Origin of the sequence: Brucella sp., assembly GCF_032066345.1 — a bacterium.
Lineage (GTDB): Bacteria > Pseudomonadota > Alphaproteobacteria > Rhizobiales > Rhizobiaceae > Brucella > Brucella pseudogrignonensis.
The window spans coordinates 24,754-45,271 of record NZ_DAMBKZ010000003.1 but is presented as its reverse complement, the minus strand read 5'-3'; the positions used below and the strand labels follow the sequence as shown (position 1 = coordinate 45,271).

Genomic DNA, 20,518 nt, shown 5'->3' with positions numbered 1-20,518 from the left:
CCACTATATCCGACGCAAAGCCGTTTCCCACTTTTGCTGGAAATGCTTTAAAACCTCTGCATCAGCCGACGCGCGGCAAGCTCGCTGCGCTTCAGATTTTTGTAGATATCGCGCTTCGCAGCATGGAACTCGCTGACCAAACCTTCCTGCGGCGCAATCGTTTCAGCGATTGCGCTCATGCTGGCAGCAATCTGAGCGAGATCCGTTTTCTCAAAGGCGCTTGCGCCCGCGATGCCTGAGCCAAGCAGAACCGGCTCGGCAGAAGACGGCAGGGATACTTCCAGCCCTGTCGCATCAGCCAATATCCGACGCATGAGCGGGCTGCGCGCAGCACCGCCACTCACGATTATTGTACGGATTGGAATATCTTTGGCAGTCAGTGCATCAAGAATATCCGCCGTGCCATAGGCCAGACCACAAAGACCCGCAACGAACAGACGAACCAGATTTTCCCGCGATGCATCAAGCTTGATGCCCGTTATGGTGCCGGTCGCATCAGGATCAGCGTCTGGCGCGCGATTGCCAAGAAACTCCGGGACAACATGAAGTCCCTTTGCCAGCAGCGCTGTCTTTGAAAGCTCACCTGTCGCATCAATAGCCAGCTGTTCAAGGTAGTCGAGAAGTGACAGGCCTTTGGCTGCTGCTTCCTTCTCAGCCTCAGCCTTATAGGGATGCATACCGACCAGATAATCAGTCGCGGCACCAAATGCCGACTGCCCACCTTCATTAAGCCAAAGGCCGGGCATCATGGCGCCCCAGTAAGGCCCCCAGACACCATCCACAAATGCAGGTTTCTCGGTAACACTCATCGTGCAGGCAGAAGTGCCGATAATTAGTGCCAGCCTTGACCGCATATCGACGGCATCATTCTCATCCGCACTTCCCGCGATTGTGCCGACGCCACCGGCATGTGCATCGATGAGCGATGCGCCGACCGCCGTACCGGGTACAAGACCCAGCTCTTTTGCGGCCTGCTCAGTTAACCCCTGACCCAACGGGGTGGCGATATCGACAATGTCGGTTCCAATACGGGCAAAACCTTCATCAGCCAGCACACCGAGGCCAATGGTGCGGAAGTAATCCTCATCCCATCGCTTTTCGTGGCCAAGATACGTCCATTTGCAAACCACCGTGCAGAGCGAGCGCGAGTGGCTACCGGTTGCACGATAGGTCAGATAATCAGGCAAGTCGAAGAAGAGACCGGCGGCGTTGAACGTATCAGGGTTGTTTTCCTTCAACCAAAGCAGTTTAGGTGTTTCCATTTCTGGGGAAATGCGCCCCCCGACATATCGCAAAACGGGATGGGCCGTCGCATTGATACGTTCGGCTTGTTCGCGGGCGCGATGATCCATCCACACGATGATGTTTCGCTCCGCGTCACCGGCAGGGCTCGCAGGCAATGGATTGCCGTTTTTGTCGAGAATGACCAGCGAACAGGTCGCATCAAAGCCGATGCCTTTGACGGATTCCGGGGCGACATTCGCCAGCTCTAATGCTGCTGCCACTGAGCTGCAAACGGCCTGCCAGATGTCTTCCGAGGATTGCTCGACAATATCCGAACCCTGCTTCCACATGCGGATATTTTGCTTGGCACTCGCCAGCAACTCTCCATCGCGTGTAAACAGCCCTGCCCGCGCGCTGCCCGTACCGACATCAACACCCAGAAATACGTCCACCTTATGCCTCCCATGCAGGCAAGTTGCGCCAAATCGGCGCTTCTTGCAGCGTCTTGGCTACAACATCGGTTAGAAAATCGGAACCGGTTTTTTCTGCTCTATTGCAATGGCGCACCATTGGCGCGCGTCCCGCAAAGATGAACTTCGATGCCCAGCTGGTGTGCGAGACTTGCCTTGGCCAGCATTGCATCGTCTGCCGCAGAAACATCATGCGAATAGACAACCTGTATATGGTTGGCCTTATGACGTGCCATCATCTGATCACGGGTGACGCCATAGAGCACACCGTGCATCATCGGCCATTCTCGATTGGTGAGATTCCAGCGTCTCTCAGTTTCCTGAGGAGAAAGCGCCACCGCCTTTCCGCGACCGATGTCCATTTTAAGCCGCCCATCTTCCACATAGATGCGCGACCAGACCAGCTCACCGGGCTTGGCTATACCACGAAGGGTGCCACCACCTTTACCAAAAAACATCGGAGGCTGCCGCACAGAATCCGATCCTCGATAGCCACCCTCATGATGAGCAGGCGGTGCTGCACCTGAAATCTCAAACACCCAGACATATTCATCCGTCGTCCCGCCTCGATCCACATCACCCCAACGCAGATCATGAAGTGTGGTCTCGACCGGCTCACCAAGCGCACGATGCAGTCGATTGATCATCAAAGCATCAAGGCCCGCACATTCATCCACTTCATTGAAATGAACTACGGCCTTACCTTCACGGATGATCTCTCCTTCTGCGTTGCGCACAGGCGGACGATCCTCGTTATTAAGAAGTCCTTCAACGAGGTCGGATGCTGGAAGCAGATCTTTCAAGCCTTGCTGATACTGGATACCAATCGTCTCGCATCCAAACTGCTCTGCCATACGTACAGCAGCGATATAGGTCTGGCACTGACCAAGCACCTGTGCTTCCGTCAATTCCTGCGCTTCATCTTTGCCAAGATGAAACGTCATTCCAGCATCGAGCAACCATTGATAGGCTTGCCGAGCATCCTCCTGAGAAACTTTGATCGCAGCATGATAGAGCGCCGACTGCGAGAGGCGTTCTTTGAAAACACCTATCGGAAACAATAGTTCATCGGGAATGATCGCATTATACATTCCCATACACCCCTCATCGAAAATGCCCATGATGGATCTGTTCTCGACAAGGTCTTTTGCAATGTGCGAAGCTTGCTCAACAAGATGCACCGGCACAGTCGCATGGTTAAACGACTTCACATGAGATGTATCATGTGAAGTAACCCTACCTGTTTTCAGCCACTCATCGAGCTTGTTCAGAAACCACTGATCGGTGAAATCTTCACTCCAAAGCGACGCATATTCAACACCTGCCTTTGTCAGCGAGCCGTTAAGATTGAGCAGGCCAACCAGGCCGGGATAGGTTCCCGACCAGTTGGCGACTGTCAGGATCGGGCCACGATGAGCGATGAGGCCTGCAAGAATATTCTGGGAATATTGCCAGACCGCTTCCGCAACAATCAGAGGTGCATCTCGATTGATCTTCGAGAAAACCTCAATGCCCTGCTTTTGCGTTGCAATGAAACCGTGGCCGGTTTTTGGATCGATACCGTGTCCGCGTACCGCTTTCCTGCCAAATTTCTCGATTGCCGCAACGAGACGGCTTTCCATATTGGCCTGTTCAGGCCAGCATTGAATATTCGCGCTTTCACGCAAGTCGCCATTGGCGACGAGAATGATATCCTGCATGTGATCGTCTCCTCCAGAACCGATGCTTGTCCTCTACAAGCAGTTCAACTGCTCGTCAGACAGGCCCGGTTGACCCCAAAGGCCAGACACTCTGCAACTTCTCACCAGACAAGATACGTTCGCGGCATTGGATTTCACCATCACCATTGGCATCTGCATCGTCGGCGATAACGGCAACCAGTTCTTCAGGAATGACCACTACACCCGAAATATCAGCGAAAATCACATCGCCAGGACGCACACGAACACCATTGATGTTCAACTCGACCTGCGACTTGGTCGGCTCCATACGTCCAGAAACCCCGACCGGGCTAACGCCACGCGCAAAAAGCGGGTATTCGAGCTTTTTCACTTCGGCAATATCGCGCACCGTACCATTCACGATTGTTGCAGCAGCACCGGCAGTTTTCGCACCAGTCGACATCAACTCGCCAGTGCCAGAACCTTCAGCACAGGATGCGTCCACCAGCAGAATGCCGCCCTCGACGACATTGTCGATTGTGCCGTGATAGACATCTTGAGGCTGGCCGGTTCGTGTGCTTTTTTCATAGAGAACAGTATGGACTGGACCGCAGATCACCTGCCCCGGCTTCAGTTCGCTTTGCAGGCTCAGTCCCTGCAAAAAGCCATAAAAGCCATGCTTGTCCATGACATCTTGAATATCGCCCGAATACCAGCGCGACAGGCGTTTGATCGCATCCCAGTTGACGCGCGAATAATCATAGCTGCTCATTGTTTTGCTCTTCCGTTTTAGCCCGTTTCAGGCCTGTTTCTGGATTGTCTGATCGCCTGTTCGAGATAAGCCGTACTGTTGGTGATGTGTTCGCGCATGGCTTCGCGCGCATCACTGGCCTTACCTGCTGCAATCAGCCCATAAATATTCTCATGCTCGGCCAGCCCCGCGCTCAGTTTTTTGCTCGGAACCCGGCTCGATACTTTGATGACCTCTGAGATGAGCGAATGAAGATTGCCGTGCAGTGACGTTAAAATCTCATTGCCCAAAGATTGCACCAAAGCCCGATGGAAAGCCGCGTCGCCTTCGGCGAAACGGGAGAAGTCATTGTCATCGGCAGATTTCCGCATGACATCGAGTGCTGCGGTCACTCCATCACGCAGTTCTCCCTCGCCAGAAGCGAGGCGCCCCGTAACATCCACTTCGATCAGGCGACGCACATCCATGGCCTGAACGAGATAGGACGAGTCACGCGCAAAAAGCGATCCAACTGACGATACTAGTGAGTCCATGAACTCGCTGACATCATCCCGGACAACTTCAGCTCTTTCACCGTGGCGACGCCGCACCAGCCCTTTGGTTTCAAGAACCTGCATGGCTTCGCGCACAGATCGCGTGCTGACACCGAATGTCCTGCCAATCTCGGCCTCAGAAGGCAGACGTTCTCCCACCTGAAGCTCACCAGACAGAATGCGCGCCTCTATCGCGGCAACAATATGCATATGCAACTTGCCGCGATCGACATGAGGGGAAACTGAACCAATCACCATTTTACCGCTCCGAAGCCGCGATTATCGCGTTTTATTTACATTAGAGTTATGACATATGTCATATGTAAATTCGCATTTCATGTCAAGGTTTTGACATAATCAGGTTCTGGTTTCAGCCTCCTCCTACTCGGTATTATCGAGCTTTACCAAGCAGTAAAGCCGCCATCCACAACGACATTCGAACCCGTCATGTAAGACGAAGCGTCGGATGCGAGGAAGCGGATGATACCGTTATATTCATTGATCTCAGCCTGCCGGCGCATTGGTACGCGATCAAGGAACGCATCGATAAATTCTTTATCGAAGCTCGCAGTCTTCACACCACCGAATGAAATCAGGTTCACACGAACGTTCTTCTCACCCCAATAGGTACCGAGATAGCGCGTAAGATTGATAAGTCCCGACTTGGAAGCGGCATAGGAAATTGCTTTGATGAACGGCTTGCCATCGCGTTTTTCACGATAGGAATAGAGCGCCTGGTTTGGCGAAACGAGACCGTAGATCGAACCGACATTGATGATTGAACCGCGACCTTCGGATGCCATGTGGCTACCGATAACCTGACTGGTCAGCATAACGCCGGTCAGATTGGTATCGATAATCTCATCCCAGAATTTCTGCGGATAGACTTCAAACGGCGCATTCTGCTCCGCCGAACCGTCTGGCTTTGAATCGATACCCGCATTGTTGACGAGTACATGCGGCACGCCCCAATCAGCGATCAGCTGTTTGGTTGCAGCTTCAAGGGCAGCCTTGTCTGTGACACTCGCCTCATAAACGCGGATACGATCTTCAAGTCCGGGAAACTTTTCAGCAATCTGCTGCTTCGTGAATGGGCGACGGCTGAAGATTGCCACCTTCGCACCTGCTTCGGCCAAAGACTTGGAAAACTGCGTTCCGAGCTGCCCAAGTCCGCCTGTCACAACCGCAACGCGGTCTTTGACACTAAAAATATCAGTCATTGTAGGTTCTCCTCGCAGATTTTACGCTTTGGCTGAGGCGTCGATTGCTTCGCGCGCGCGACGATTTCCTTCGTTGAGGAACATCACGTCATTGCCCATAATAATCATGTCCACGCCCTTCTTTTTGAGCGCGGTTACGCTCTCGGCGACCGGTGGAATGCATGGCGCCATGACCTTGATGTCTCGCGCATGACACTTTTCGATAAGCTCGCTCAGCTTCTCATCGACTTCCGGATGCGACATGGAATAGTCGATCGAAATGCGGCGCGAGATCGAGTAGTCGGCTGGGCCGAAGTTGATGACATCAATGCCTTCGACATCGAGAATTTCATCGATGTTATCGAAGAACTCGAAGCTCTCAGCCATCGGGATCACGAGCTTGTTGGCATTCTCGCGTTCCATGTAGGATGACCACTGAAAGCCCGGCCCGGCAAAACCCGCGGCACGACATGAAGCGTCACCACCACGTCGGCCGTAAGGCGGAAACTTTGCCGCCCGGACGATTGCACGAGCCTGCTCTGCGGTATTGACCTGCGGTACGATAATGCCGGTTGCGCCGATTTCCAGCGACTTGCGGATATCCCATTCATTCGTGCCGCGAACACGAACCAGCGGTGCGATGCCCGAAAGGAGCGCTGCCATCACCAGCTTTTCCATATGGGTATCGACGTTGACGGGCGTATGCTCGGCGTCGATGAAGGCAAAATCCAAGCCCCAATTACCAGCAACCTCGATTGCTGTCGTCGAACCGGTGTAGAATGTTGTGCCGAACGTCGCTTCGCCATTGCGCAGCTTTTCAGCCAGTTTCAGATTTTCAACTACAGGCACTGCTCTCTCCTTGAGTCAGTAGTTATGTGGGGAATTGATGATTGCTGGTTCACTTCACATCCGAGGAAATAAACGCCTGCAATTCCGGCGTTTTCGGATTTGCGAAGATTTCTTCAGAAAGCCCGGCCTCCCAGACTTTTCCCTGATGCATGAAGACGGTGTGGGTCGCGACACGACGGGCAAAACCCATCTCGTGCGTTACCAAAAGCATGGTCATGCCGGTCTTGGCGAGTTCAGCGATGGTCTTCAGAACTTCTCCAGTCAGTTCTGGATCAAGTGCGGAAGTCACCTCGTCAAACAGCATGACCTTAGGCTTCATTGCCAATGATCTGGCAATCGCCGCACGCTGCTGCTGGCCACCGGACATAGAGTCTGGATAGGCATTCTTCTTTTCCAGCAAGCCGACTTTCGACAGCACTTCATCGACCAGCTTTTCCTGCTCTGCCTTGGACACATTCTTCACAAGACGCGGGGCCAGCTTGATGTTTTCGGCGACGGTGAGATGCGGAAACAGATTATAGCTCTGAAACACCATCCCAACTTCCTTGCGCAAATCGCGTAGACCCTTGTTGGTGCCATCAAGCCTATGCCCAACCACTTCGATTGAGCCGGAGTTGAATGGCTCAAGCCCGTTGATGCAGCGTAACATCGTGCTTTTGCCAGAACCGGACCGCCCGATAACGGCAACGGTTTCACCAGGTTCAACCGAGAGGTCCACACCTTTAAGAACAGGCAGAGAGCCGAAAGATTTTTGCAGGTTATCAATGCGCAGCGCTGGCATTTTTCTGCTCCTTTAATTTCTCGCTCCACCACGACAACGGGTAGCAAAGGGCGAAATACATCACCGCGACCGTCAGGAAGACGTGGAAAGGCTGGAAGGTCATATTATTGAGAAGCTGTCCGGCGCGGGTAAGCTCGACGAAGCCGATCAAAGCCGTCACCGACGTATTCTTGATTACCTGCACCATGAAGCCGACTGTTGGACCGAGTGCTATGCGAAAGGCTTGCGGCAGGATCACGTAGCGCAGCGTTTGCGTACCGCTAAGCGCAAGTGAATCCGAAGCTTCCCACTGAGCGCGAGGGATCGATTCAATGCAACCGCGCCAGATATCTGCCAGAAATGCTGTCGTGTAGATCGTCAGCGAGATTGCTGCAGCTGCCAGCGGCGGAAAGTAGAAGCCAAGGAAGCTAAGACCGTAGAATGATAGGAACAGCAGGATCAGAAGTGGTGTTGCCTGCACGAGCTGAATGTAGCCCATGATGATCCAGCGCAGCCACTTTGGTCCGAGTGAGCGACCCAGTGCAAACAGCAATCCGAGAATGCCACCGCAGACGAAAGTGATAAGCGAGAGGCCGACTGTCCACCAAAGGCCCTGGATCAGAAACTGAATGCTTGTCCATCCGAATGACTGGATCATGGCTTTTGCTCCTGAACATCGAGCATCAGCGCCCCAGTTTCATTGCCCACATCCACACGGCGGCGGAACAGCCAGAGACCAAACAGCATGTAGATGAAGCGGAAGAAAAACGTGATGCAGATATAGATGGCGGCCACGATCAAGAAGGTTTCAAGGCTCCTGAACGTCTGTGACTCGATCGTGCCTGCTGCCATGGTCAGCTCCTTCGCCGAAACCGCCGACACAATCGAAGTGCCAAGCAAGGTCAGTGTCAGCTGGCCGGTCAATGCCGGATAGATGATGCGAAGCGCAGGAACCAAAACCACGTAGCGCATGACTTGAAACTGAGACAGGCCAAGTGCCAAACCAGCCTGAATCTGGGTCTTGGGAATGGCGATCAGACCTGCACGAAATATCTCTGCCGAATAGGCTCCAAGATTAAGTGATACAGCGAATATCGCCGCCTGATTGGCGTCCAGCTTGATCCCTGTGTAAGGCAAGCCGAAGTAGATCAGAAAGAGTTGCACCAGAAGCGGTGTATTGCGGAATGCTTCAACATAGACCGCGCCGATTTTCCTGCCCCAGCGTGGGCCATCGAAGCGCAGCAGAGCCACAGCAAGACCGATCGTAAGGCCGATGGCAATTGCCTCTGCTGACAGGATTATCGTGTTGATTGTTCCGGTTACAAGCTCGGGAGCTCGGGCTAGGACCGGAGCGAAGTCCATCTCATAGGCCATTGTGTTGATCTTTCAGAGTTAACAGCGGCGCAGAAGCGGGATTGCGAGGTGCCGTAACACTTTAACTTTTATGCATATTCTTTCATCGGGCGGGGCCTTGCACAAAGAACACGGCATGAAGGAACGGGCAGTCGCATACATTGCGGCATGCGACGCCGATCAGACAGAAAAGGCTTAGAACGTCGGGAGTTTTCCACCCGGAATAGGTCCGCCGATCCACTTCTCGTGGAGTTCATTCAGGCGACCGGTCACTTCCTGATAATAGATGAAGTTGTTCAGCCACTGATGCAGCTCAGTGGAGCCTTTACGGGTAGCCATCGACCAATAGAGCGTAAAGATCGGAACGTCTTTCTTGATCTCCAGATTGGTGAGGTTGCGCTTTTTTATGATGTCTTCTGCAACTGTTGCCACTGCCGCTGTCGCATCGACTTGGCCTGAAATCAGAGCTTGCATTGCAAGCGCATCGTCATCAAAACGGACAACCTCCAGGCCTTCGATGCCATAGCCGCTAACAGCCACATCCTGCGTACTTCCCTTTGGCACCGAGATGCGCTTTCCAGCCAGATCCTGCAGAGTTTCGACCTTCATATCCTTGGCGGCAATGAAACGCATTTCATAAGCGCCATAGGGATTGGTCATGAGAAACGTCTTTGCGCGTTCTGGCGTCGCAGTCATCTGCGCGATCAAAAAGTCGACGCGACCGGACTCAAGTGCCGCCGAACGAGAAGCGTTATTGACCGGCACAACTTCGAGATTGACGCCAAGCGCCTTAGCCGCATCGCGTGCTACATCCACGAGAAACCCATCGGTCTTGCCGCTGGCATCAACCGTATCATAGGGCGGAATGCCCGTCAGCACACCGATCGTTACGGTGCCTTTTCCAGTGATATCCGACAGAGACTGCGCAATCGCCGATGATGCACCAAAGCACACAACAGACGCGAAAGATGCCGCAAGCGCAAACCGCCTGAACAGTTTCGTAAACATGATTTCCTCCAGCTTTTTTGTCCAAGCACGTTCCCTGTTGCGCTTCGACTTTTCCTCCCGCGGCGTCTTTTGAATACCCTGATCCTCATCGAGTAAACGCAGCCTCTGTCATATGACTTATGTCATAAGTTGAGTCAAGCAGCTTTTGTGCTTTCATTTCTATTGAGACAAAGCTTTTGAGCGCGTTATAACAGCTGCAAAACAACGAGGCTGCGAGGGAACGACGTTCCCAGCAGCGCCGAAGCGACTGTTTTTCAAAGGGATACCCGAGTTAAGCTCTCAACTGGTAATCAGCGCAATGCTTCTAGTTCAGCGATACGGGTTGCACTGTCTTTTTCCAGAACGCGCGTCATTTCACGAATGATTGTTTCAGCCAGCACGAAAAGTGCCGCCGATGAGTCCCATGCAGACGGCACCGCTATGCGGCCTGCAAGAACATGACGCGATACACGCGCGATCGGCGACAGCCACTGGTCCGTCACAAGGATCACTTCCACCCCTCGCCCGCGCGCCTTCTCCGCCAGCTTCAGAAGACTGTCCTGATAACGGCGAATATCAAACACCACCAGCACATCACGTTTGCCCATATCAAGCAGACGATCCCGCCAGACGCTTTCCTGCCCGCCAAGATGAAAAACGTTAGGCCTGATAATGGTCATATGCGCTGCCATATATTGCGCGATAGGGTCGGTGAAACGTCCGCCGATCAGGTAAACATTGCCCTTGGAGTTACAAAGAGCAGCAACCGCCTGTTTAAGTTGCTTTTCGCCCAGATGTCGGAAGCTTTCGCGGATATTTTCAAGCGTATGCTCGACAGCAGGATAGGCCTTGTCCTGCTCTTTGTCCGGCCGCTCATTGCGATGATGCGGAGACTGCAATTGGGCAGCAAGCTCATCCTGCAAACGAGCCTGAAAATCAGGATAATTCTGAAAACCAAGGCGATTGACGAAGCGCAGGATTGTCGGCGAACTGACCCCGGCCTGTGCTGAAAATTCAGCGACCGTTTTCAAACCCAGCATGGGATAATTCGCGATCAGTGTCTGCGCAGCGCTTCGCTCGCCCGCGGGCATTGCATCAATCCGTTCATTGATCAGTTCAGCGACTGTGGCACTCGTCTGCACGCTGTTTCCATTCAAGTCTGCCCTTTTCAAATTTGGGCGAAATTGTGTTTGACAAATTATCATAGGCCGTATCAAATAATCCGCAATAGCGCATAATCTGAAAAAACGTAACATAAGTTACAGCGCGGGGAACAAACAGAATGACGGACGAGCGAGAAGATCGCACGGCTTCGTGCGCGCCTGTTATTGTCGTAAATGGGGACGGCAACAGCCCTTGGCTGTTTGTCTGCGAACATGCTTCAAATTTTATTCCGGAGAGCTTCAACAGTCTTGGTTTAGACGCTGAAGCACTGAAAGCGCATATAGCCTGGGATCCCGGCGCGGTTGAGGTTGCTCGTCGGCTGAGTTCAGGCTTGAACGCCCCACTGGTAGAGTCCGGGCTGTCCCGATTGCTGATCGATTGCAACCGGCCACTCCATGCGACTGACCTCATCCCGGAGATCAGCGAAACCACCATCATCCCCGGCAATCATGATCTGAGCGCGATTGAACGCACTGCAAGGATCGACCTTTCGCACCGGCCATTTCACACCTGCGTCGAGGAAGTTATTGCGAAACGCGCCAAGCGTGGATTGCCGTCTTGGATCGTTACCATCCATTCTTTCACGCCGGTATATCGCAACGTTTCCCGACCATGGCAGATCGGCATCATCCATGATGAAGATGATCGCATTGCAAAGCCGCTGATTGCAGCGCTTGCCCAAGACAAGAGCCTGACTGTCGGCATTAACGAGCCTTATTCGCCTGCCGACCGGGTCTATTACACGCTGGAACGCCATGCGCGCCCACGCAACACCCCTTGTGTGATGATCGAACTGCGCAACAACGAAATTGCGAGTGCAGAAACACAGGCGCAATGGGCCGAACGGCTGACTACCATTTTCGCGGCAATCGGAAACGATCTTGCCTCTCAAGTACAACTCAGCGGATCGAAAGCCTGAAGGAGCGGGAAATGCCCAAGCCAATCAGACTGTTCGTCAAATATGTTGATGCACTGAACTACTATGTCGGGCGTTTTGCGATGTATCTGTTCTTCGTGCTCGGCGCATGTCTTCTTTATTCGACCTTCTCGCGTGTTGTTTTGGGCGTTCCGGTCAACTGGGTACTCGAAATGTCCCAGTTTCTGCTTTCAGCCTATTATCTGCTGGGCGGTGCTTACGCCATGCAGCAAGGAGCACATGTGCGGATGGATCTGTTCTTTGATCGCCTTACCCCACGTAAGAAGGCGATCACCGACATGATCACCATTCTCTTCATCATCTTCTATCTCGGAGTGATGGTTATGGGTGGGATTTCATCAACCAATTACGCCATCGTCTATAGCCAGAAGAATTATACTGCCTGGGCACCTGTCCTGTGGCCTATCAAACTCATCATGACGCTAGGTATCTTCCTGCTGTTGCTGCAATGCATCTCGAATTTCTTCAAGGATTGGGCGTCGTTACGCGGAAAGCCAATCAATACAATTGCAGGACCGGCGATTGAGGAAGGGCATCACATATGAGCTCGGAACTCATCACCCTTTTCATGTTTGCCACAATGATGCTGCTGCTGATGACCGGGCAGCGTGTCTTCGGCGTCATTGGTTTTGTCGGCGCGATTGCGGCCCTTCTGCTCTGGGGCAAAGGCTCTTTCGAGATGCCTTACAACGCCACCTTCGCGGTACTGAACTGGTATCCGCTGATCACGGTGCCTTTCTTCGTGTTCATGGGTTACATGCTTTCGGAATCCGGCATCGCCAGCAATCTCTACCGCATGTTCCATGTGTGGTTTGGCGGCATTCGCGGCGGTCTGGCACTCGGCACCGTCGGCCTGATGGTCATCATTTCCTGCATGAACGGTCTCAGCGTGGCGGGTATGGCCATTGGTGCGACGGTCGCTTTGCCTGAGCTTTTGAAGCGCGGCTATAACAAGGTCATGGTCACGGGCGTTATTCAGGCGGGCAGTTCGCTTGGCATTCTGATCCCGCCAAGCGTGGTTTTGGTGCTTTATGCGATGATCGCACGCCAGCCTGTGCTCCAGCTCTGGCTTGCAGGTATCGGCCCCGGCCTGCTGATGGCTACACTTTTCGCCATCTATATTTATATCCGTTGCCGCCTGAATCCAGAACTTGGACCAACTCTACCCAAGGAAGAACTTGAGCGAATTACATGGCGTGAACGCATTTCCTCGCTTCAAGTGGGCCTGCTTCCACTTGTCATCTTTGGGACCATGATGGGGTTGTTTTTGACAGGTGTTACGAGCCTCGTTGAAAGCTCTGCAGTCGGCGCTCTTCTGGCAACTCTGGCAGCATTGTTCACCAAGCGCCTGACAAAAGCAGTATGGGAAACCACAACCCGTAACACGCTAACCATTACCTGTATGTTCCTATGGATCATCCTGGCAGCACTTTGCTTCTCATCAGTCTATGATGGCCTTGGTGCAGTGAAGGCAATCGAGCGGCTTTTGCTTGGAACTTTTGATTTGTCGCCTTGGACAATTCTAATTCTGATGCTTTTTTCCTTCATCATATTGGGAATGTTCCTCGATGACACCGCTATGCTGGTGATCGTGGCACCTCTCTATATCCCACTGGTGAAGAGCCTCGGTTTCAACCCTATATGGTTTGGCATTCTCTACACCATCACCTGCCAGATTGCGTATATCACGCCGCCATTCGGGTATAATCTCTTCATGATGCGAGCGTTAGCGCCCAAAGAGGTCACGCTAATGGATATCTATCGATCCATCGTGCCATTCTTCTTTCTCATGGTGCTGACGATCATCATCCTGATGATCTTTCCTGAGATCGCGATGTGGCTGCCGAACTGGTACATGGGCCGATGAAAAAATTACGGAGGAACACGCATAAGAATGGTCAAAAGAGCCGGAAAGCGGCCAGACCAGCAGCAATAAAGGGAACATCAAACAACAATTGGGAGAATGGGCATGAGCGAGAATAACAAGCTTAATAAACGTGACTTTCTCAAAAAAGCGGGGCTGACAACCGTGGGCGCGTTAGGCGCCACCACACTGGCTACACCTTATGTGCGGGCACAAAGCCCGATCAAATGGCGACTGCAGACCTATGCCGGTCCAGCACTCGCAGAACACGTTATCAAGCCGTCGATCGACGCCTTTAATAAGGCTGCGAACGGCGAAATGGTGATCGAACTTTATACCGCTGATCAGCTTGTGCCGCAGGGCGAACTTTTCCGTGCTGTCCAGTCAGGTACAATTGATGCAGCACAGAGCGATGATGACTCCATGGCATCGCCTGTCGATGTCGCGGTTTTCGGGGCTTATTTCCCGTTTGCATCGCGCTACAGCCTCGATGTGCCAGCATTGTTTAACTGGCACGGCCTCAACGAAATCTGGGAAGAAGCTTACAAGGAAATTCCGGGCGTAACCTGGCTGAGCGCAGGTTCATGGGATCCGTGTAACTTCGTGACCACCAAACCGATCCGCAGCGTTGCCGACCTTCAGGGACTGCGCGTTTTCACCTTCCCGACCGGCGGACGCTTCCTCACCAAGTTTGGTGTCGTACCTGTGACGTTACCTTGGGAAGACATTGAAGTCGCCATCCAGACCGGCGAACTCGACGGCGTTGCATGGTGTGGCGCAACCGAGGCCTACACTGTCGGCTGGGCAGACATCAACAAATACTACCTGACCAACAACATCAATGGTGCATGGGCTGGCTCCTATTTCGCGAATACCGAAAAATGGGAGGCGGTGCCAGATCACCTCAAGACTCTCTTCAGGCTCGCGATGGATTCCTCGCACTATCATCGCCAGCATTGGTACTGGTGGGGTGAAGCGCATTATCGTACCACCGGCGGCAAACTCGAACTCACCACCATTCCAGAATCCGAATGGAAGCAGATTGAAGACGCCGCGCTTGAGTTCTGGGACGATGTTGCCAAGCAAAGCGAACGCAATGCCAAAGTGGTCGCAATCCTGAAGAAATATCAGGAAACGATGCGCAATGCGGGCGCGCCTTATCGCTACAGCTAACAATTTAGGGCGCCGCGCAACAATGCGCGGCGCCCATGATTTTATCCCGTGAGGAGCGAAGCATTAAATGGCCGAACAGTTGACTTTCGACACACTGAAAAAAGCCGTCGCAAATGACGAGATTGATACCGTGCTTGCATGTTTTGTGGACATGCAGGGGCGTCTGATTGGCAAACGCTTCTACGGACCATTCTTTGTGGAATCCGCCCATGATGAAACGCATGGGTGCAACTATCTTCTGGCTGACGACATCGATATGGAGCCGGTGCCCGGCTATGAGGCCGCAAGCTGGGACAAGGGCTACGGCGATTTCGTCATCAAGCCAGATCTCTCAACTCTGCGTCTGGCACCATGGCTGGAAAAGACAGCCATCGTTCTCTGCGATGTGCTTGACCATCACGACCACGAAGACCTTGCGCATTCACCGCGCGCTATCCTCAAGAAGCAGCTCGCGCGTCTGCATGAGCGCGGTTATCGCGCCTATTTCGCGTCGGAGCTCGAATTCTATCTCTTTGACGAGACATATAAAACCGCACGCGCAAAACGTTGGCAGGAGATGGAAACCGCCTCTCCTTATGTGCAGGATTATGTCATCCATCTGACCACCAAGGAAGAGCAGGTTCTGCGCGCCATGCGCAATCATCTGGGCGCAGCAGGTATCCCTGTTGAAAACTCAAAAGGCGAATGGGGACCGGGACAGCAGGAACTCAATGTTCGCTATGCAGAAGCGCTGGAGATGGCCGACCGCCATGTCATCATGAAAAATGCCATGAAGGAAATTGCCGAGGCTCATGGCAAGTGCATTACCTTCATGGCGAAGTATGATTATTGCAGGGCGGGAAGCTCGAGCCATATCCACAACTCCATCTGGAGTGCCGACGGCAAAGAACCGCTGTTCTACGATCCCAAAGCACCCAATACGATGACACCGCTTATGCGCTCATGGGTGGCGGGCCAGCTCAAATATGCGGTTGATTATACCTATTTTCTGGCACCCTATATCAACTCCTACAAGCGTTTTCAGGCGGGCACATTCGCGCCCACAAAAATCATGTGGAGCCAGGACAACCGCACGGCAGGTTTCCGGCTCTGCGGCGAAGGCACAAAAGGCATTCGCATCGAATGCCGCATCGGTGGAGCCGATCTCAACCCTTATCTGGCCTTTGCAGCTCTTATTGCAGCAGGGCTTAGGGGTATCGACGAAAATCTGGAGCTGGAAGATCCATTTGTGGGGGACGCCTATAGCGCGGTCAAACTCAAGGAAATTCCATACACGCTACGCGAAGCGGCAGAAGCCCTCAAAAACTCGGCATTCCTCAAGGAAGCGCTCGGTGAAAAAGTGGTCAATCACTATGTCCACACCGCGCACTGGGAGCAGATTGAATATGACCGCCGGGTCACAGACTGGGAACTGCATCGCGGTTTTGAACGCTATTGAATTATATAAAGCATAGAGGAATTGCCCAATGAGCGGCACGGCCAGAATTATCTCCCCTATCGATGGCTCGATTTATGCAGAACGCGCCTATGCCAGTGACACCGCGATCCAGGCGGCGGTCACGGCGGCACGCCAGGCGCAACCCGGCTGGGCAGCTACAAGCATCGCAGAACGCGCGCACTATTGCCGTTTGGCACTTGATGCGCTTGCTGCAATGCAGGACGAGATCATCCCTGAAATCGCATGGCAAATGGGGCGGCCAACGCGCTATGGCGGCGAGAATGGCGGCGTTCAGGAACGCGGCCAATATATGATCGACATCGCAGAAGAAGCGCTGGAGCCTTATGTTCCAGCACAGAAAGATGGCTTTCGCCGTTACGTAAAGCATGTTCCGCTCGGCGTGGTCATGGTAATCGCGCCTTGGAACTATCCCTATCTCACCGCCGTCAACACGATCATTCCGGCATTGATGGCGGGCAATACGGTTCTTCTTAAGCACGCCACACAAACACTGCTGACCGGCGAACGCTTCGCGCAAGCCTTCGAGAGGGCTGGTATTCCAAAAGGCGTGTTCCAGAATATCGTTCTTGATCATACGTCTACGGAAAAGCTGCTGGCGTCTGGCTCAATCGACCATGTCAATTTTACCGGCTCCGTCGGCGGAGGCCGGGCGATCGAAAAGGCAGCCTCCGGCACTTTCATGTCTCTGGGGCTTGAGCTTGGCGGAAAAGACCCGGCCTATGTGCTACCCGACGTCAATCTCGACCATGCCGTCGCCAATCTGGTCGATGGTGCCTTTTTCAATTCCGGTCAATGCTGCTGCGGCATCGAACGTATCTACGTTCATGAGGCAGTATATGATCGCTTCGTCGATGGCTTCATCGACCTCACAAAGCAATATGTGGTCGGCAATCCGCTCGATAGCGCAACCACGCTGGGGCCGATGGCGCAGGCACGATTTGCCGATCTCATCCGCGAGCAGAAGACCGAAGCCTTGCGCAAGGGCGCTAAAGCGCACATCAATATGAAGGTTGAGAGCGACACCGCCGGCTCGCCTTATATTGCGCCGGAAGTGCTCACCCATGTCGACCACCAGATGAGTGTCATGCGTGAAGAAAGCTTTGGCCCCATTGTTGGCATCATGAAAGTGCGCAATGATGAAGAAGCGCTCGCGCTGATGAATGACAGCATTTACGGCCTCACCGCTTCGCTATGGACAAGCGACACGGACCATGCAGCGAGCCTTGGCGACCGCATCGAAACCGGCACGGTCTTCATGAACCGCTGCGATTATCTCGACCCGGCACTGGTCTGGACGGGGGTGAAAGATACCGGCAAGGGGGCGGCCCTTTCGCCCATTGGTTACGGCAATCTCACGCGACCAAAATCCTTCCACCTGCGTGAAAAAATCTGAACAATTTGTCTGACGCATTATTCGGAAAGAATGACATGACCACTCTAACTTCCAAATGGAATTTCCCGACAAACGTGCTTTTCGGGCCGGGTCGCATCAAGGAACTGCCTGCAGTTCTCAAAGCAGCCGGTATCGAACGCCCATTGTTCGTTACCGATCCCGGTCTCGCAAAACTCCCTGTCGTCGCTTCCACACTCGCCATTCTTGATGGAGCTGGCGTCAAATATGCAGTCTTCTCCGATGTGAAGCCCAATCCAGTTGAAAGCAATCTTTATGCTGGTGTGCAGGTTTTCAAAGACGGCAAGCATGACGGCGTGATTGCATTTGGTGGAGGCTCGGCGCTTGATCTGGGCAAGCTCATCGCTTTTCAGGCAGGCCAGACCCGCGATGTCTGGGATTTTGAAGACATTGGCGACTGGTGGACACGAGCCGACAGCAATGCGATTGCACCGATTATCGCCGTACCGACAACCGCTGGCACCGGCTCGGAAGTTGGCCGCGCAGGCGTGCTGACCAATGAATCGACCCATACCAAAAAAGTCATTTTCCACCCGAAAATGCTGCCTGTAACGGTCATTGCTGATCCAGAGCTTTCAACCGGTATGCCGCCCTTTATCACAGTTGGCACCGGCATGGATGCATTGGCACATTGTCTGGAAGCCTATTGCGCACCGGGCTTTCATCCGATGGCTGACGGCATTGCGGTTGAAGGCATCCGTCTTGTGTTTGAAAATCTGCCCAAAGCCTATGCCAATGGCGCAGATATTGAAGCGCGCGCCAATCTGATGGCCGCAGCTTCCATGGGAGCAACGGCATTTCAGAAAGGGCTTGGTGCCATCCATTCCCTCTCCCACCCAATCGGCGCGCTTTACGACACGCATCATGGCATGACCAATGCCGTTTTCATGCCCTATGTGCTCAAACACAACCGCGCAGCTATCGAAAAGCGCATAGAACGCCTTGCGGATTATCTTGGTATTGAAGGTGGTTTCGATGGTTTTGTTGATGCTATCTTGAAGCTGCGCAAAGACCTCGGCGTACCGAATACATTGCCGGAATTCGTAAAAGGCCTTGAACTCGATACAGCCCGCAAAGACCTAATCGCCGAAATGGCCATCGTCGATCCAACGGCTGGCGGCAATCCAATCGAGCTCACAAAACAGGGCGCACTTGATTTGCTGAATGCAGCCATGACTGGAAAACTCTGACCGGAATCCGGTCAGAGCGTTTTCAGCAAAAGTGCGAAGCGGTTCCAACGATTTAGTCTTACAGCGGTTCCAGTTAAGAATGAATCGTTAGAACCGCTGTAACTGTTTGTTTTTACGCATTATCCGACGCAAAACCGCTTCGCACTTTTGCTGGAAATGCTATAACTGGAACCGCTGTAAGCGTAGTTGCGAATTCGCGGCTACGCTTTTTGTTCGACCAGACCGCGTCGTTCTCTGGCCTCCGCATCAAGCTTTTGCGCTTTCTCTACAGAGAGCACGGATACTGTGGTGATCAGGCAATAAAGCGCAGTAATCACAGCAACTGGCCAGGCGGATTCGTACCAGCTTACCAAAGCTGTTGCGAGCAGCGGCAGTGGGCCAACAAAGAGCGCACCCGTCACTTCTCGCGCAAAGGCAATCGCACTGTAGCGAACTTCCGTTGGGAAAATATCGCAGTAAAACGATGGCTGAACGCCGAACGAAGAACGCGCACCAATCGCATGCCCGATGATAATCAGCACCACTGCAGTCCAAGGCGTACCGGCACCCAGAAGCTGGAAATAGACCAGCGAGTAGATTGCGGCAGCAGCAGACCCCATGGCCATGATCGACACGCGGCCAACACGGTCAGACAGAGCGCCAAATACCACGCACATAACCGCACCGAACGCACTTGAAAGCATCACGCCAATAAGGATGATTTCACGCGGGAAGCCGAGCTTCGACGTCGCATAGGCCAATGTGAATGTCTGAAACACATAGGACAGGTTTGGCGCGAAATTTGCACCCATTGCCGCCAGCATTGTTCTTGGGTGGTCCCGCAGAACTTCAAGCACCGGTAGTTTGGCGTCGCGACGCTCTTCCTTTACCTGCAAAAACTCAGGCGATTCTGGCACTTTTTGGCGAATATAGATGCCAAGAAACAGCACCAGACCGCTTAACAGGAACGGTACGCGCCAGCCCCAGCTCATGAAGGCTTCTTCCGGCAGAAGCGTGAAAAGCGCAAACACGCCTGCTGCAAGAATTGTCGCCACATCAACAGCTGCAGCGGGAAGACTTGCAAAGAAGCCGCGGCGATTGCCTGCGATTTCACCCGCCATGACCACAGCGCCCGCATATTCTGCACCAGCACCAAGCCCCTGAACCACGCGAAGAGCCAGCAACAGGATCGGTGCCCAGATACCGATTGAGTCATAAGTCGGCAGACAACCGATCAATGTTGTGCTGATACCCATCATAAGAAGGGTAAGCATCAGCACAGGCTTGCGCCCGATGCGGTCGCCCATCCAGCCAAAGACGATGCCGCCCAGCGGACGCACCAGGAAACCGACCGTATAGGTCGCAAAAGACGCAATGATACCGGTAGTCGGATCGAATTGCGGAAAGAACAGATGATTGAAGATCAGCGCTGCAGCCGTCGCGTAAAGAATGAAGTCATACCATTCAACGACGGTGCCAATGGTGCTGGCAAAAATAGTACTGCCAAGCGCCTTCTGCTTGCTCATAGTTTCGGTTGTCAAAATCCCTCTCCCT

At 53.3% G+C, this 20,518-nt stretch carries 19 protein-coding genes; 7 read left to right on the top strand and 12 right to left on the bottom strand.

Annotation, left to right across the window (positions count from 1 at the left end; translation table 11 throughout):
• Nucleotides 1-47 precede the first annotated feature (47 nt).
• From RT142_RS04875 to RT142_RS04825, 11 genes are all read right to left on the bottom strand, one after another.
• Nucleotides 48-1,676, bottom strand: a complete 1,629-nt coding sequence (locus RT142_RS04875; RefSeq protein WP_112806115.1) for an FGGY-family carbohydrate kinase — start codon at nt 1,674-1,676, stop codon at nt 48-50.
• Between the two features lie 98 nt (nt 1,677-1,774).
• Nucleotides 1,775-3,394: a fucose isomerase gene (locus tag RT142_RS04870; RefSeq protein WP_112806117.1), complete on the bottom strand. Its 1,620-nt coding sequence runs from the start codon at nt 3,392-3,394 to the stop codon at nt 1,775-1,777.
• A gap of 55 nt (nt 3,395-3,449) precedes the next feature.
• Nucleotides 3,450-4,127: an RraA family protein gene (locus RT142_RS04865; RefSeq protein WP_112806119.1), complete on the bottom strand. Its 678-nt coding sequence runs from the start codon at nt 4,125-4,127 to the stop codon at nt 3,450-3,452.
• A gap of 17 nt (nt 4,128-4,144) precedes the next feature.
• Nucleotides 4,145-4,897 carry a FadR/GntR family transcriptional regulator gene (locus RT142_RS04860; RefSeq protein ID WP_112806121.1) on the bottom strand — a complete coding sequence of 251 codons (753 nt, stop codon included), beginning with the start codon at nt 4,895-4,897 and terminating at the stop codon, nt 4,145-4,147.
• A gap of 143 nt (nt 4,898-5,040) precedes the next feature.
• Nucleotides 5,041-5,859 (bottom strand): SDR family oxidoreductase, encoded by an 819-nt coding sequence (locus tag RT142_RS04855; RefSeq protein WP_112806123.1) that lies wholly within the window; start codon nt 5,857-5,859, stop codon nt 5,041-5,043.
• A gap of 21 nt (nt 5,860-5,880) precedes the next feature.
• On the bottom strand, nt 5,881-6,687 hold the full coding sequence (locus RT142_RS04850; protein ID WP_007878391.1) for an HpcH/HpaI aldolase family protein: 807 nt from the start codon (nt 6,685-6,687) through the stop codon (nt 5,881-5,883).
• Nucleotides 6,688-6,736: 49 nt separating this feature from the next.
• The gene (locus tag RT142_RS04845; RefSeq protein WP_112806125.1) at nt 6,737-7,468 is read right to left on the bottom strand and encodes an amino acid ABC transporter ATP-binding protein; all 732 of its coding nucleotides are present in this window, start codon (nt 7,466-7,468) and stop codon (nt 6,737-6,739) included.
• Nucleotides 7,449-8,105 (bottom strand): amino acid ABC transporter permease, encoded by a 657-nt coding sequence (locus tag RT142_RS04840; protein WP_112806127.1) that lies wholly within the window; start codon nt 8,103-8,105, stop codon nt 7,449-7,451. Before RT142_RS04840 ends, RT142_RS04845 begins: the two co-directional genes overlap by 20 nt.
• Entirely contained in the window at nt 8,102-8,821 is a 720-nt protein-coding gene (locus RT142_RS04835; RefSeq protein WP_007878388.1) for an amino acid ABC transporter permease, read from the bottom strand. The genes RT142_RS04840 and RT142_RS04835 overlap by 4 nt, the downstream gene beginning before the upstream one ends.
• A gap of 174 nt (nt 8,822-8,995) precedes the next feature.
• Entirely contained in the window at nt 8,996-9,808 is an 813-nt protein-coding gene (locus RT142_RS04830) for a transporter substrate-binding domain-containing protein (protein WP_064321519.1), read from the bottom strand.
• 290 nt (nt 9,809-10,098) lie between these two features.
• Nucleotides 10,099-11,043 (bottom strand): MurR/RpiR family transcriptional regulator, encoded by a 945-nt coding sequence (locus RT142_RS04825; RefSeq protein ID WP_409558564.1) that lies wholly within the window; start codon nt 11,041-11,043, stop codon nt 10,099-10,101.
• A gap of 26 nt (nt 11,044-11,069) precedes the next feature.
• Between RT142_RS04825 and RT142_RS04820 the strand changes: the two genes are divergently transcribed.
• The 7 genes from RT142_RS04820 to RT142_RS04790 all read left to right on the top strand — a co-directional run bounded on the left by RT142_RS04820 (nt 11,070) and on the right by RT142_RS04790 (nt 18,985).
• Nucleotides 11,070-11,870 (top strand): N-formylglutamate amidohydrolase, encoded by an 801-nt coding sequence (locus RT142_RS04820; protein ID WP_112806129.1) that lies wholly within the window; start codon nt 11,070-11,072, stop codon nt 11,868-11,870.
• 11 nt (nt 11,871-11,881) lie between these two features.
• Complete coding sequence (locus tag RT142_RS04815) at nt 11,882-12,433, top strand: TRAP transporter small permease subunit (protein ID WP_007878382.1); 552 nt, start codon at nt 11,882-11,884, stop codon at nt 12,431-12,433.
• The gene (locus tag RT142_RS04810; RefSeq protein ID WP_007878380.1) at nt 12,430-13,755 is read left to right on the top strand and encodes a TRAP transporter large permease subunit; all 1,326 of its coding nucleotides are present in this window, start codon (nt 12,430-12,432) and stop codon (nt 13,753-13,755) included. The genes RT142_RS04815 and RT142_RS04810 overlap by 4 nt, the downstream gene beginning before the upstream one ends.
• A gap of 102 nt (nt 13,756-13,857) precedes the next feature.
• Nucleotides 13,858-14,925: a TRAP transporter substrate-binding protein gene (locus RT142_RS04805; protein WP_007878379.1), complete on the top strand. Its 1,068-nt coding sequence runs from the start codon at nt 13,858-13,860 to the stop codon at nt 14,923-14,925.
• Between the two features lie 67 nt (nt 14,926-14,992).
• Complete coding sequence (locus tag RT142_RS04800; protein WP_112812952.1) at nt 14,993-16,363, top strand: glutamine synthetase family protein; 1,371 nt, start codon at nt 14,993-14,995, stop codon at nt 16,361-16,363.
• Nucleotides 16,364-16,391: 28 nt separating this feature from the next.
• On the top strand, nt 16,392-17,777 hold the full coding sequence (locus RT142_RS04795; RefSeq protein WP_112812953.1) for an aldehyde dehydrogenase family protein: 1,386 nt from the start codon (nt 16,392-16,394) through the stop codon (nt 17,775-17,777).
• A gap of 35 nt (nt 17,778-17,812) precedes the next feature.
• Nucleotides 17,813-18,985: an iron-containing alcohol dehydrogenase gene (locus tag RT142_RS04790; protein WP_313027730.1), complete on the top strand. Its 1,173-nt coding sequence runs from the start codon at nt 17,813-17,815 to the stop codon at nt 18,983-18,985.
• Between the two features lie 200 nt (nt 18,986-19,185).
• Here RT142_RS04790 and RT142_RS04785 read toward each other — a convergent pair whose 3' ends face one another.
• On the bottom strand, nt 19,186-20,505 hold the full coding sequence (locus RT142_RS04785) for an MFS transporter (protein ID WP_162699545.1): 1,320 nt from the start codon (nt 20,503-20,505) through the stop codon (nt 19,186-19,188).
• Nucleotides 20,506-20,518: the final 13 nt, after the last annotated feature.